This is a genomic window from Bradyrhizobium sp. USDA 4516, assembly GCF_054055915.1.
In genome coordinates, this window is the sequence record NZ_JBSRXT010000001.1 from 4471246 (window position 1) to 4484671 (window position 13426).

11 protein-coding genes and 1 tRNA gene are annotated in these 13426 nt (G+C 63.5%); 2 read left to right on the plus strand and 10 right to left on the minus strand.

From position 1 onward, the window contains the following. Positions 1 to 6: 6 nt before the first annotated feature. From ACVI1L_RS20765 to trxB, 3 genes are all read right to left on the minus strand, one after another. The gene (locus ACVI1L_RS20765) at positions 7 to 921 is read right to left on the minus strand and encodes a 4-hydroxy-tetrahydrodipicolinate synthase family protein (RefSeq protein ID WP_057017038.1); all 915 of its coding nucleotides are present in this window, start codon (positions 919 to 921) and stop codon (positions 7 to 9) included. Between the two features lie 530 nt (positions 922 to 1451). Then, positions 1452 to 2372 carry a LysR family transcriptional regulator gene (locus tag ACVI1L_RS20770; RefSeq protein WP_026192264.1) on the minus strand — a complete coding sequence of 307 codons (921 nt, stop codon included), beginning with the start codon at positions 2370 to 2372 and terminating at the stop codon, positions 1452 to 1454. A gap of 2 nt (positions 2373 to 2374) precedes the next feature. Further along, a complete protein-coding gene (gene trxB, locus ACVI1L_RS20775; protein WP_057017037.1) occupies positions 2375 to 3340 on the minus strand; it encodes a thioredoxin-disulfide reductase in 966 nt (321 codons plus the stop codon). A gap of 282 nt (positions 3341 to 3622) precedes the next feature. On the opposite strand from trxB, the gene ACVI1L_RS20780 reads away from it, so the two are divergent. Continuing rightward, positions 3623 to 4102 (plus strand): Lrp/AsnC family transcriptional regulator, encoded by a 480-nt coding sequence (locus tag ACVI1L_RS20780; protein WP_016845095.1) that lies wholly within the window; start codon positions 3623 to 3625, stop codon positions 4100 to 4102. Positions 4103 to 4227: 125 nt separating this feature from the next. Here the strand turns inward: ACVI1L_RS20780 and ACVI1L_RS20785 are convergent, their stop codons facing one another. The 5 genes from ACVI1L_RS20785 to ACVI1L_RS20805 all read right to left on the minus strand — a co-directional run bounded on the left by ACVI1L_RS20785 (position 4228) and on the right by ACVI1L_RS20805 (position 10277). After that, positions 4228 to 4623, minus strand: a complete 396-nt coding sequence (locus ACVI1L_RS20785) for a DoxX family protein (RefSeq protein WP_057017035.1) — start codon at positions 4621 to 4623, stop codon at positions 4228 to 4230. Between the two features lie 353 nt (positions 4624 to 4976). Further along, positions 4977 to 5450, minus strand: coding sequence for a transcription elongation factor GreA (greA, locus tag ACVI1L_RS20790; RefSeq protein WP_018269816.1), 474 nt, complete (start codon positions 5448 to 5450; stop codon positions 4977 to 4979). Between the two features lie 197 nt (positions 5451 to 5647). Further along, the gene (gene carB / locus ACVI1L_RS20795) at positions 5648 to 9112 is read right to left on the minus strand and encodes a carbamoyl-phosphate synthase large subunit (RefSeq protein WP_456783651.1); all 3465 of its coding nucleotides are present in this window, start codon (positions 9110 to 9112) and stop codon (positions 5648 to 5650) included. A gap of 322 nt (positions 9113 to 9434) precedes the next feature. Then, a tRNA-OTHER gene (locus tag ACVI1L_RS20800) sits at positions 9435 to 9510 on the minus strand. Between the two features lie 77 nt (positions 9511 to 9587). Continuing rightward, positions 9588 to 10277, minus strand: coding sequence for a class I SAM-dependent methyltransferase (locus ACVI1L_RS20805; protein WP_057017034.1), 690 nt, complete (start codon positions 10275 to 10277; stop codon positions 9588 to 9590). Positions 10278 to 10400: 123 nt separating this feature from the next. On the opposite strand from ACVI1L_RS20805, the gene ACVI1L_RS20810 reads away from it, so the two are divergent. Then, a complete protein-coding gene (locus ACVI1L_RS20810; RefSeq protein ID WP_028344084.1) occupies positions 10401 to 10928 on the plus strand; it encodes a Dps family protein in 528 nt (175 codons plus the stop codon). 106 nt (positions 10929 to 11034) lie between these two features. On the opposite strand, the gene ACVI1L_RS20815 is transcribed toward ACVI1L_RS20810, so the two are convergent. Together ACVI1L_RS20815 and ACVI1L_RS20820 are read right to left on the minus strand one after the other, a co-directional pair. Continuing rightward, the gene (locus tag ACVI1L_RS20815) at positions 11035 to 12498 is read right to left on the minus strand and encodes a DUF1254 domain-containing protein (protein ID WP_456783652.1); all 1464 of its coding nucleotides are present in this window, start codon (positions 12496 to 12498) and stop codon (positions 11035 to 11037) included. A 341-nt stretch (positions 12499 to 12839) separates the two neighbouring features. Continuing rightward, a complete protein-coding gene (locus tag ACVI1L_RS20820) occupies positions 12840 to 13361 on the minus strand; it encodes a cupin domain-containing protein (protein ID WP_229191362.1) in 522 nt (173 codons plus the stop codon). Positions 13362 to 13426 lie beyond the last annotated feature (65 nt).

The following is a 13426-nucleotide window of genomic DNA, read 5'->3' on the forward strand; positions in this document are numbered from 1 at the left end:
GAGCGATCACGCTGGCAGCAGCAGCTGCGCGCGGCGCTCCATCTCGGCGTCGAGCCAGGTTGCGAGATCCTCGCTGACCGCGACCATTGGCAGCCGCACCTCGGGGCTGTCGATCAGCCCCTGCCGCCACAGCCAGTGCTTGGCCGGCGCGGGGCTCGGTTCGGCGAACAGCAGCCTCGTCAAGCCGACGACGCTCTGCCAGGCAGCCAGCGCCGCATCGCGCTGGCCCTGCTGCAGCAGCGTGCGGATCGCAGCGAAGGTGTCTGTTTCCAGATGTGCGGACAGCAGGATCGCGCCGTCGGCGCCGTCCGAGAGCGCATCGAAGGTTTGCGCGTCCTCGCCGGTCAGCACGCGAAAGCCGGCCGGCCGGCGGTTGAGGAAGTCGATCGACTGCGCGCGGTCGGCGCAGCAATCCTTCATGCCGGCGATGTTCGGATGGTCCGCGAGCGCCAGCAGCGTCTCGTTGGTCAGGTTCACCGCCGTGCGATAGGGAATGTTGTAAAGCACGATCGGCCACGACGCGTGATCGGCGAGCGCGTTGAAGTGCTGCACGAGCCCGCGCTGCGAGGGCCTGATGTAATAGGGGCTGGCGATCAGATAGCCGTTGATCGGCCAGTCGGCCGTATCATCCAGCGCTTCCTTCATCCGGGCGGTCGAGGCGCCGGAGAGCCCGAGACAGACCGGCAAATGGCGGGAGCTGGCACTGAGCTCGTCGAGCACGACGCTCACCAGCCCCTCCAGTTCGTCCACGCTGAGCGCCATGCCCTCGCCGGAGGTTGCGCCGAGAATGAACCCGTCGACGGGGCCATTGGCGTAGTGCCGTACGAGACGCCGCAGCGACGTGACGTCGAGCTCGCCGTTACGGAATGGCGTGATCAAAGGCAGCCAGAGGCCCTGCAATTGCTGATGTAGATCGGTCATGTTCCATCTCCTTAAGAAGGCAAAGCCGGAGACGGGACCAACAAAAAACCCCGTCCAGGCGGCGGGGTTTCGGGATCGGTCTGAATGCGAAGGTGATCTTATCGCGCGCGATCTCGTGTCCCCGGGAGGGGAGCTTTTTTCGACGACAGAACGGCGCACGAAGTCGTGATCATGGGATAATGATGCTGCGCTGCGAGGTTGTTGTCAATGCACATGCTGACCGGCGCGTGCGGCGCGTTTTGCGCATGCCATGGAGGTGAAAAGGCACGGCGATGAAAAAAAGCCGGGCTCGAGCGAGCCCGGCTTAAGGTATTGGCCACGTGAGGCCGACACAATCACCTTCCAAGAGGGATTACTGAACTTCCGCGCCACTGGAGGAGGGGGACATATGCGCGACGCGAACGCTCAGCGTGTAAGCACTATGATCCCCATCGACGGCTTGCAGCAACTATCCAGGTCGCATGTCAGTCATGCGGAGACCGGGGGCAGCACGGATATCCCTATAAAGCAGCCCTATAAGGGCGGCTTAATCACGACGGCCAGCGCTGCGCCTTGCTGACCACGAAGTCGCGGAACACCTGCACCCGGGCCACCGTCTTCAGCTCTTCCGGATAGACGAAGTAGGTGTCGAGCGCGATCGAGTCGGACTCGCCGAACAGCTGCACGAGGTTGTTCTGTTCGACCAGATAGTCCGGCAGCGCGGCGATGCCGAGGCCCTGCTGGCAGGCGCGCACGAGGCCGAGGATGTTGTTGACCTTGAAGTAGGGCTCGCGCGGACCGGAGCCGTTGCGGCCGGCATCGATCAGCCAGCTGCGGTTCTGCAGATGCGCCGGCACCTGCGAGTCGCCGAGCATGATGATGCGGTGCGAGTCGAGATCATCGAGCGTGCGCGGCGTGCCGAAGCGCTTGATGTATTCCGGCGAGCAGTAGGCATGGAAGCCGATCGAGAACAGCTTGCGCTGGATCAGGTCCGGCTGGGTCGGCTTGCGGGTGCGGATCGCGACGTCGGCCTCGCGCATCGAGAGGTCGAGATCCTCGTCGGTGACGATCAGCGAAATCCGGATGTCGGGATAGAGCGCGGTGAACTCGTCGAGCCGCGGGATCAGCCAGTTGATGCCGAGCGCCGGGGGCGTCGTGATCTTGAGGTCGCCGCTCGGCCGCTCGCGGCTGTCGGTGAGCTTTGCGCGGGCCGCCTGCAGCTGCATGAACACGTCATGCGCGGTGCGGAACAGGAGGTCGCCCTGCTCGGTGAGGATCAGGCCGCGGGCGTGGCGGTGAAACAACGACACCGAGAGCTCCTGCTCCAGCGCGCTGACCTGGCGGGAGACTGCCGATTGCGACAGGCCAAGCTGTTCGCCGGCATGCGTGAAGCTGCCCGCCTCCGCCGCTGCGTGAAAGACCTTCAGCTTGTCCCAATCCATATCCGTAAATCCGTCGCGAGATCGTGCCATGATTATTCCGCCGCTGCGCGATCGCTCGCGCGAAGAGCCAGGAAGCGTTCCGCCTCGAGCGCAGCCATGCAGCCGAGGCCGGCGGCGGTGACCGCCTGCCGGAAGGTTTCATCCGCCACGTCGCCCGCGGCGAACAGGCCGGGCATCGAGGTCGCGGTGGAGTTCGGCGCAACCTCGACGTAGCCCGACGGTTTCAGCTTGATCTGGCCTTTGACGAGCTCCGTCGCCGGCGCATGGCCGATCGCGATGAAGACGCCGTCGGTTTTGAGGTTCGTGAGCGCGCCGGTCTTGACGTTCTTCAGCCGCACATGGGTGACCTTGTTCGGGTTCTCCGATCCGCAGATTTCGTCGATCGCCGAATCCCACACCACCTTGATCTTGGGATTCTTGAACAGCCGCTCCTGCAGGATGCGCTCGGCGCGGAAATGATCGCGGCGATGCACGATGGTGACCTGGGAGGCGTGATTGGTCAGGTACAGCGCTTCCTCGACGGCGGTGTTGCCGCCCCCGACCACCACGACGTCCTTGCCGCGGTAGAAGAAGCCGTCGCAGGTCGCGCAGGCCGACACCCCGCCGCCCTGGAACTTTGCTTCCGAGGGCAGTCCGAGCCAGCGCGCCTGGGCGCCGGTGGCGAGGATCACGGTCTCGGCGAGATAGACGTCGCCGGAATCGCAGGTCAGGCGAAACGGGCGCTGGCCGAGTTCCAGCTTGTTGACGAGATCGGTGACGATCTTGGTGCCGACATGGGCCGCCTGCTTCTCCATCTGCTCCATCAGCCAGGGGCCCTGGATCACATCGGCGAAGCCGGGATAGTTCTCGACGTCGGTGGTGATGGTGAGTTGCCCGCCCGGCTGGATGCCCTGGATCAGCACCGGCTCGAGCATCGCGCGTGCCGCGTAGATCGCTGCGGTGTAACCGGCGGGGCCGGACCCGATGATGACGACCTTGGCGTGGACAGGCGCGGGCATTAGCTGATCCCTCTCTGCTGGGGACTTTGACGGGGACTTGTGTGGGAAGCACCCCGGAAGCAGGTCACGGCGGTGCTGAAAGTGTCAAATCCAAGTCTAAGATATCTGGGAAGCTATGCAAGATTTGCAATCCATGGCAGCGATTTTTCCCCGGAACTGAAGTCACATTCGCGAAATCGTGCGCTGCACGCGCAATAAAATTGCGCAATGCCAGCGGGCTGCGCTATGAGAGTTGCCGGCGGACCCGCCAAGCCTTCCAAACCCCTAGGGAACTGTAGTCGCGTGTCGAAGAACCTTGACGAGATCGACCTCAAAATCCTCGCCGAGATCCAGGCCGATGGCCGAATCACCAATGTGGAACTGGCCAAACGCGTCGGTATCTCGCCGCCGCCCTGCCTGCGCAGGGTCCGGGCGCTGGAGGAGGAAGGCTACATCCAGGGATACCGCGGCCTGCTCGATCCGCGCCGCCTCGGCTACGACGTCACGGTGTTCGCCTCGGTGCATCTGTCGAGCCAGGCTGACGCCGATCTCCGCGCCTTCGAGAATTTCGTGCGCGCCGAGCCGCTGGTGCGGGAATGCTGGATGCTGTCGGGCGAAGTCGACTTCATCCTCAAATGCGTCGCGCCCGACATGGCGACGTTCCAGGATTTCGTCACCCACCTGACGGCGGCGCCGCATGTGCGCAACGTCAGGACGTCACTGGTGCTGCACAATTCGAAATATGAGGCCGCGGTGCCGCTGGGATTGAAGGCGGTCGGCTAGAGCGCCGTGCGCGTCATTCCGGGGCGATGCGTTAGCATCGAGCCCGGAATCTCGAGATTCTGGGTCTGACGCTAACGCGCTATCCCGGAATGACGTCGTCAATGAGTGGGAAGCGCCTAGCGCTGCTACCTCTTCCCCATCGCAGCGTCGACGCTGATCGGACCCGGGCCCGAGGTCGCGAGGTAGAGGCAGGCGAAGCAGAACGCGATCGCCAGACTGCCGTTATTGAGCAGCGGGTAGAACCCTTTTGGAAAATGGCCGATGAAGTAAGCGAAGGCCATTTCACCCGCCAAGATAAAGGCTACGATCCGCGAGAACAGGCCAATCATCAGGAGCCCGCCGAGCACCAATTCGAGGGCGCCGGCCGCGCCGATCAATGAGAACAGCTCGACCTTCTCGAACATTGTCCCGGGTGGGAATTTGAAAATTTTGGCAACGCCGAACTGAAACAGCAGCAGTCCGGTGATGAACCGGAACAGGCTGAGCGCCACCGGCTGGAGCTTGGAGAACATCTGGTCCATTGTCATTTACCCCCTGTTTGACACACTGGAACGTTGCAAGATGCAGAAACACACGGTGTCCGCCACCGGAGTGTGATGTCAACACCTTGCGCCTGGAATCATTCCTCGCGCGATGGCAGTTGCGAGAGAACGCGGCAGTGACACGGTGACGCGCAGCGATGCGTGTTGCGACGCAATCGTCAGCCTGAACTCCGTCCCCCGACATGATTATACCGCATAAACATGTCACGGCCTCACTGGCATGGCGTGCAGCGGCTCTCCATTCACATTGCTGTCAGACCGGGGAGAAACGCGGGGCATAAAAAAAGCCGCGTGCGGGACGCGGCTTTTCTGCACCAGTCACGTGAAGGTAACTACCGCCACTCGACCTTGGTGATCTCGTAGGCCTTGGCGCCGCCCGGCGCCATCACCTCGACGGTGGTCCCCTTCTTCTTGCCGATCAGCGCGCGCGCGAGCGGCGAGGTGATGGAGATGCGGCCCTTCTTGGCGTCGGCCTCGACTTCGCCGACGATCTGCCACACCGCCTTCTTCTCGGTGTCCTCATCGATCAGCGTCACGGTCGCGCCGAACTTGATGGTGTCGCCTGACAGTTTCGAAATGTCGATGATGTCGGCGCGCGCGAGCTTGTCCTCGAGCTCGGCGATGCGGCCCTCGTTGTGCGACTGCTCTTCCTTGGCGGCGTGATACTCGGCGTTCTCCGAGAGATCGCCGTGCGAGCGCGCTTCCGCGATGTGTTCGATGATGCGCGGACGATCCACCGATTGGCGATGCTTCAACTCGTCCGTCAGCGCGGCGTATCCGCCCGCGGTCATCGGAACCTTATCCATCATCTTCGTCCTTCATCGCGCGCGCCCGGCGGCCGTGCACGAATATCCAGTTCAGCTAACGCAGGAATCAGGGCGCCAACGCGCCCGGAAGCCCAGTGATACTCGGCCCCGCTAAGGGCCGTGACAACATCCAATCGCGCGGTGAGTTCCAGCCATTCGGCTAATTGACCGCTTCGGGCCTTCAGCCCGGGCAGCGGTCAGCTTTCGGAAAAGTAACTCTGAAGCGTGCGGACCTCAAGGTCCCCGTCCCGATAGGCCCGGATTCCCCGTGCGGCCGCCACCGCGCCCGAAAGAGTGGTGTAATATGGCACTTTATGCAAGAGGGCAGCCCGCCGCAGCGAGCGGCTGTCGGCCAGCGCCTGCGGACCTTCGGTGGTATTGAAGACCAGCTGGACGTCGCCATTGGTGATGGCGTCGACGATGTGCGGACGGCCTTCGAGCACCTTGTTCACCTTTTCCGTCGGCACGCCGTTGTCGCTGAGGTAGCGCTGCGTGCCCGAGGTTGCCATCACCTTGAAGCCGAGCGAGTGCAACAGCCGCACCGCATCCGCGATGCGCATCTTGTCGTCGCCGCGCACCGAGACGAACACCGTGCCCTGCCGCGGCACGCGCGTGCCGCCGCCGAGCTGGCTCTTCGCGAACGCGACCTCGAAGGAGCGGTCGATGCCCATCACTTCGCCGGTCGAACGCATCTCCGGTCCGAGCACAGTATCGACGCCGGGGAAACGCGCGAACGGGAATACCGATTCCTTCACGCCGACATGGCCGAGCTTCTTCTTCTTCAGCTTGAAGTCGGCGAGCTTTTCGCCGGCCATGATCCGCGCCGCGATCTTGGCGACCGGCGTGCCGATCACCTTGGCGACGAACGGCACGGTGCGGGATGCGCGCGGGTTGACCTCGAGCACGTAGATCTCGCCGTCCTTGATGGCGTATTGCACGTTCATCAGGCCGACCACGTCGAGGCCGAGCGCGAGCTCGCGGGTCTGCCGCTCCAGCTCCTCGATGGTCTTGGCGTCGAGCGAATGCGGCGGCAGCGAGCAGGCGGAGTCGCCGGAATGGATGCCGGCTTCCTCGATGTGCTCCATGATGCCGACGATGAAGGTGTCCTTGCCGTCGCAGAGGCAGTCGACGTCGACTTCGGTTGCGTCGGACAGATAGCGGTCGAACAGCAGCGGGTTCTTGCCGAGCACGGTGTTGATTTGCCCGGTCTTGTCGTTCGGGTAGCGCGCCTTGATGTCGGCGGGCACCAGCTCGGGCAGCGTTCCCAGCAGGTAGTCGTTGAGCTGGTTCTCCTCGCGGATGATCTGCATCGCGCGGCCGCCGAGCACGTAGGACGGACGCACCACCAGCGGCAGGTCGAGATCGCCGGCCACGAGGCGGGCCTGCTCGACCGAATAGGCGATGCCGTTCTTCGGCTGCTTGAGACGCAGCTTGTCGAGCACGCGCTTGAAGCGGTCGCGGTCCTCGGCGAGGTCGATCGCGTCGGGCGAGGTGCCGAGGATCGGCACTTCGGCGGCTTCGAGCGCGCGGGCAAGCTTCAGCGGGGTCTGGCCGCCGAACTGCACGATCACGCCGTGCAGCGTGCCGTTCTTGCGCTCGGTCGCGATGATCTCGAGCACGTCCTCGGCGGTCAGCGGCTCGAAATACAGCCGGTCGGCGGTGTCGTAGTCGGTCGACACCGTTTCCGGGTTGCAGTTGACCATGATGGTCTCGTAACCGGCGTCCTCGAGCGCGAAGCAGGCGTGGCAGCAGCAATAGTCGAACTCGATGCCCTGGCCGATGCGGTTCGGGCCGCCGCCGAGGATGATCACCTTCTTGCGGTCCGACGGCGCGCTCTCGTCGGCAAATTCGCCGGCGAACGGCCGCTCATAGGTCGAATACATGTAGGCGGTCGGTGAAGCGAACTCCGCCGCGCAGGTGTCGATGCGCTTGAATACCGGGCGCACCCCGAGCGCGTGGCGCTTGGCGGTGACGTCGGCCTCGGTGGTCTCCGTGAGCACGGCGAGCCGTGCGTCGGAGAAGCCCATCGCCTTCAGCATCCGCATGGCGAACGCATTGGTCGGCAGGCCGCTGCTGCGGATCTTGCCTTCCATCTCGACGATGGCGCGCAGCTCCGCGAGGAACCAGGGATCGATCTTGCAGGAATTGAAGATATCCTCGTTGGACCAGCCGAGCCGCATCGCCTGCGCGACCTGCAGCAGGCGGTTCGGCGTCGGCGTGCCGAGCGCCGCGCGGATCGCGTTCTTGTCGTCGCTGCGGCCGAGGCCCTCGATGTCGATCTCGTCGAGGCCGGTCAGCCCGGTCTCGAGCCCGCGCAGGGCCTTCTGCAGGCTCTCCTGGAAAGTGCGACCGATCGCCATCACCTCGCCGACCGACTTCATCGAGGTGGTCAGCGTGGAGGAGGCGCCGGGGAATTTCTCGAACGCAAAGCGCGGAATCTTGGTGACGACGTAGTCGATCGTCGGCTCGAACGAGGCCGGCGTCGCGCCGCCGGTGATGTCGTTGGCGATCTCGTCGAGCGTGTAGCCGATCGCAAGCTTGGCGGCGACCTTGGCGATCGGGAAGCCGGTGGCCTTCGAAGCCAATGCAGAAGAACGAGAAACTCGCGGATTCATCTCGATCACGACCATGCGGCCGTCGTCCGGATTGATGCCGAACTGCACGTTGGAGCCGCCGGTCTCGACCCCGATCTCGCGCAGCACCGCAATCGATGCGTCGCGCATGATCTGGTATTCCTTGTCGGTGAGCGTCAGCGCCGGCGCCACCGTGATCGAATCGCCGGTGTGCACGCCCATCGGATCGACGTTCTCGATCGAGCAGATGATGATGCAATTGTCCTTCTTGTCGCGCACCACCTCCATCTCGAACTCTTTCCAGCCGAGGACGGATTCCTCGATCAGCACCTCGTTGGTCGGCGAGGCATCGAGGCCGCGCTCGATGATGTCGAGATATTCTTCCTTGTTGTAGGCGATGCCGCCGCCGGTGCCGCCGAGCGTGAAGGAGGGGCGGATGATCGCGGGCAGGCCGATGTCGGACAGCGCCATCAGCGCTTCGGCCAAGGCCTGCTGCTGGTAGCGCTTGCGCCGCTCGTTCTCGCCGCCTTCCCACTGCCGTTCGAAGGCTTCGAGCTCGGGGCCGGACAGCTTGGCCTGATCGGCGAGGTATTTGTCGCGGTCGGACTTCTTCAGCGCCGACGCATTGGCGAGCCGCGACCTCGGCGTCTGCAGCCCGATCTTCTCCATGGCGTCGCGGAACAACTGGCGGTCTTCGGCCTTGTCGATGGCGTCGGCGGTGGCGCCGATCATCTCGACGTCGAACTTCTCCAGCGTACCCTGCTTGCGCAGCGACAGCGCGCAGTTCAGCGCGGTCTGGCCGCCCATGGTCGGCAGCAGCGCGAAGCCGCCGGGCACGACGTGGCGTTCCTTTTCGATGATCTTGGCGACGATTTCGGGCGTGATCGGCTCGATATAGGTCGCATCCGCCAGCTCCGGGTCGGTCATGATCGTCGCCGGGTTGGAATTGACCAGGACGATCCGATAGCCCTCTTCCTTGAGCGTCTTGCAGGCCTGCGTGCCGGAGTAGTCGAACTCGCAGGCTTGGCCGATCACGATGGGACCGGCGCCGATGATCAGGATGGTGGAGATGTCGGTTCTTTTGGGCATCAGCTCTCGCGGACTGGAATTTAGGCACAAAAAAAGGGCGCGCTTCCCGCGCGTCCCTCGAGCCATGCGCTACATGTTGTAGCGCCGGAAGCGCGATCCCTCGCGCGCGGGTGGTCTTTAGACCAGTTTCCGCACCCGCGAAACCCCCAAAAACGCGCAATCAACCGCGATTCTGGGGGAAAATCCGCATTCGGCGTATGCCCGGTTGGGGGTGCTCGGGATTGGGAGGGGCTACCGGCCCGGCTTCGCCCTGCGGGCTACGCCGCGGCAGCCTTCGCTACGAGAAGGCCTGCCGAGCCGAAGCTGCGTCAGCAGCGAAGGCTGGAGGCCCGGCCTGGATTTGAACCAGGATAAACAGTGTTGCACCACTGCCGCGTCGAAGCTTCCGCCACCGGGCCGAGTGGATCATTGCTGATTATTTCAGAGGCCGCCACGTTTACTGGTGGGTAACGTTAATAGCTGGCGCAACCCAGGATCAGTGGTGCGCCACGAACGTCATCCGCCACGGATTGTGCCCGATGTTGCGTGGCGCGCGGCGGGCGCTGAACCCCGCGGCGCCGAGCTTGGCGATCATCTCGTCCTCGCGGTAGCGCTGCAGTCCGATCCGGGTGCGCAGCTGGCGGTAGTCGGACAGCGCGGTTGAAGCCAGCCCGACCAGCGCATCGCGCAGGAAACCGTGGGTCGCCGCAAAGCGCAGCAGGGCCGCGACGTCCCTCGCCATCCCGACTTCAGGCCGCAGGATATCGCCGAGCACGAACCGGCCCGAGGGCTTCAGCAGGCGGTGGATCACGTCGAACGCGGAATCGAGCTCCTGCGGCGTCATGTATTGCGCCACCGAGTTCATCACCACGAGGTCGATCGAGTCCGCGTCCATGTGCTTCAGGTCATCGAGCGAGCGGACACGGATGCGGGTGTCGGGCGCAAAGCGCGCGACCAGACGGCCGCGTACGCCGGGCGCCGGCTCCGCCAGATAGAGCTGGGCGCAGGCATTGGCGACCTTCGCCGCCGACAGCGCCTCGCCGCAGGCATAGTCGAGCACCACGGCATCCGGCGAAGCGATGTAGCCGATGATGTCGTTTGCGATGATCTGGAAATGCAGGTCACGGTGCAGTCGGCTCGCATAGATCGTATGCGTGGAATCGTAATAATCGATCCATTCATCCATCGCGTTTGGTATCCGGCAGAACGGGTTCCTGGCCTCAGGAACGGGTGGGCTGATGATGCGTTAGCGGTCCGGCGGCCAATGTTCAATGCGCCGAAATACGGGTTCCTAACAGGAAGGTCCAACGTGAGCAAAGCCAAGACTGACAAGATCTCGCCCGATCTCGACACGCCGAGCGACCTGCCGCAGGCTGCGGTGGACACGATCTCGGCCTCGCTCAACACGCTTCTGGCCGACGCCTTCGCGCTCTATTTGAAAACCAAGAATTTCCATTGGCACGTCAGCGGCCGGCATTTCCATGATTACCATTTGTTGCTGGACGAGCAGTCGGAGGCGATCTTCGCGACCACCGACCAGCTCGCCGAGCGGGTGCGCAAGCTTGGCGGCGCGACGCTGAAGTCGATCGGCGATATCGCCAGGCACCAGACCATCAAGGACAATGACGACGATTATGTGCCGCCGCGCGAAATGCTGCGCGAGTTGATGGAAGACAACAAGCACATGGCGGCTGCGATGCGCAAGGCGCACAAGCTGGCTGACGACCAGGAGGACTCCGGCACCGCAGGCCTGCTCGAAACCTTCATCGACGAAACCGAGCGGCGCACCTGGTTCCTGTTCGAGGCCAGCCGCCAGGAAGGCAGCAACGCGGCGTAAGCTGCGTTGCCGCACCCGCGAGGCAGCAATCCAAAGCTGCTTTGCTCCGGACTGCTTCGCGAAGCTTGCGGTCTGGCCGCCCGGCTGCGGTCAGTGCGGTTGAAGCCTACTGAGCTGACAGACCCATCGCTGTCTCCAATCGCACGATCGGCGGAGGATTCCACTTTCCGGTCAGCGCCTCCGATTTCGGACCGTAAAGGCGCATGGTCAGGTTGAAAGCGCCCTTCGGCGCCGGGAGCCAGTTGGCTTGTTTGTCCGCGCCCGGACTTTCGTTCTGGAAGTAGAGATCGAGCGAGCCGTCCGGGTTGTATTTGAACGGCATCCAGCTGGACACAGCGAAGCGGTTCAGCACGTTGCCGACCTGGAATCCTTCCTGGTCGTAAAGCGTGATCGACCAGAAGGCATTGACCGGCGGGGCCGCGCCCTTCTCAAAGGTGATCGTATACTTGTTGGCGCCGTCGAGCGGTTTGCCGGTATTGTCGGCGAGATTGAGCGGATAAATCGCGTCCTCCGGCAGGTTGGCGCCAAGCCCGAGCTGCGCGACGATCGCACGCTTCAAATAGTAGTTGCCGTAAACGCCCATCGTGTCGGTGTTCATCGACCAGCCGTTCGCAACGCGCGCCAGCGTCGGCACCTTCCATGCCATCAGCTTCTGCCCGTCCTGCGGCGCCGTCTCCAGCGCCCGTTGCAGCACCGGGTCCACCTTGCTGATTTCGAAGCTCTTGCCGGGCTCGATGCCGATCCTCTTCATCTGCGCGATGATTGGTTCATCGGTGATGTGCGGCGGGTGAAGCTTGAGCAGCTCGGCGGCCTGCGCGAAGTAGACGCCGGCCGACATCGTGTCGACCTGCACCTTGGGCGCCGTCTTCATGTCGACGCTGGGATCGATCCTGACCTCGGTCGGCTTCTGAGTCTTGCCGAACTCGGAAAGAGGCGTGACCTTGTAGCCGGCCTGGATCTTGTGGACCGCATCGTAGTCCGGCGGGCCGTCCGTCTTGGTGCGGCCAATGACCCAGACGTAAGGCGTCGGCGCGTCGATGCGCTGGGTATCCTTCGGAAGCTTGAACTCCTCCGCAAACCTGTCGCGCAGATCAGGCCGCCATCCCGGGGCCGTCACCAGAAAGGTCCCCGCTTTGGTACCCGTGGTGCGCCAGCCGGGCGAGGCGAACACATCCGACCACATGTCCAGCATGGGCAGCAAATAGAAGCGTCCATCGGTATCGGGAACGGAGACGACAACCGGCTCCTTGGTCATGTCCAGCCATGAAACGGAATAGAGCGTATCGAAGTTGGACCGCACCACGCCCTTGAAATTCGCCGGCGGGTATTCGGGGATGTTGACGAAGGTGTTCATCGGGCCCTTGAAGTTCTCTTTGCCGGGCTCGACGTTGGTGAACTGCTTTCGCGTGATGTCCATCGTCAGGAGCGGGTAGAAGTAAATATAGGCGTCCACCGCGATCGCGTGTGCCTCCTGCTCGTTGATTGCCGGCGCCGTCTGGGCCAGCGCTGCAGGCGCGGTAGCCGCGCCAATGCAGAGCGACAATGTCAGCGTCAGAATTCCTCGAAACATGTCGAATTCTCCTCTCCTGATCTCTGTTGCGGTTGCTTGTGGGAAGCGCGGAGCATCTGATGCCGTCAGGTGATGTGTATGACCTCCATTGCTCCTGCAAAAAGAGCAGCAGCGGACGCGGAAGCTCTGTCACTCCCGCAGATGAATCGCGCGCTTTAAGGTGTCATTGGCGGCATAAATCGCCGCAGCGATGCTGACTTAAATCAAGGAGCTTGGAAATGTGAAGCCGGCAGGCTTGATTGAAATGGCCTGCAATTCCGATGATCGATTCAGGTTGCCTGTATCCGGTCACCTCTCGCGAGGGGGCAGGGCAAGAGCAACCCGTTCGACCATCCTAGATCTTATCGCTTCCACAGCCGCACCAGCGGCCCGTCCTTGCCCATCACCGGATCGGTCGCGGGGGTCGCAACCTGTGGGATCGTCTTCAGCGCCCTGGCGTGGTTCTCCGGCGTCAGCCGCTGCAGATCCATCGGCGGGCCTGGCGGATAGGCGCCGATGACGCAGAAATCGTCGCTCGCCGACAGGCATTGATGCCCGGTGCCGGCCGGCAGGATCGCAACGTCGCCGGCCGCGATCTCGATTGCTTGCCCGCGCTCGCCGCCAAACTGCACGCGCGCGCGGCCGCGCGCGACGCCCAGCACCTCGTGCACGGTGGCGTGGTAATGCGCGAAGTCGTATACGCCGTTGCGCCACATCGCGCCCCAGCCGTTCTCGCCGAACAGCTGCTCGATGGTGGCCTCAGGATTCTTGCTGACGTCGACGGCGGCCTTGTAGACTAGGAACGGCATCGGATTGTTCGGCACGAGGCCGTCGTCCCGGAAGACGATGGTCTGGGGTTCGATATCGGTACGGACGACCGACATGGTGGCTCTCCAGCGCTGCGAGGTGGTCTCCAGACCATCAAACCGTCGGTCCGCAAACCGTTCCA

What these genes read in the sequence shown, in the direction of transcription:
- ACVI1L_RS20770 (WP_026192264.1), bottom strand. Translation starts at nt 2,372, where the DNA reads ATGGCACGATCTCGCGACGGATTTACGGATATGGATTGGGACAAGCTG.
- ACVI1L_RS20805 (WP_057017034.1), bottom strand. Translation starts at nt 10,277, where the DNA reads ATGGATGAATGGATCGATTATTACGATTCCACGCATACGATCTATGCG.
- ACVI1L_RS20820 (WP_229191362.1), bottom strand. Translation starts at nt 13,361, where the DNA reads ATGTCGGTCGTCCGTACCGATATCGAACCCCAGACCATCGTCTTCCGG.
- carB (WP_456783651.1), bottom strand. Translation starts at nt 9,112, where the DNA reads ATGCCCAAAAGAACCGACATCTCCACCATCCTGATCATCGGCGCCGGT.
- greA (WP_018269816.1), bottom strand. Translation starts at nt 5,450, where the DNA reads ATGGATAAGGTTCCGATGACCGCGGGCGGATACGCCGCGCTGACGGAC.
- trxB (WP_057017037.1), bottom strand. Translation starts at nt 3,340, where the DNA reads ATGCCCGCGCCTGTCCACGCCAAGGTCGTCATCATCGGGTCCGGCCCC.
- ACVI1L_RS20765 (WP_057017038.1), bottom strand. Translation starts at nt 921, where the DNA reads ATGACCGATCTACATCAGCAATTGCAGGGCCTCTGGCTGCCTTTGATC.
- ACVI1L_RS20785 (WP_057017035.1), bottom strand. Translation starts at nt 4,623, where the DNA reads ATGGACCAGATGTTCTCCAAGCTCCAGCCGGTGGCGCTCAGCCTGTTC.
- ACVI1L_RS20815 (WP_456783652.1), bottom strand. Translation starts at nt 12,498, where the DNA reads ATGTTTCGAGGAATTCTGACGCTGACATTGTCGCTCTGCATTGGCGCG.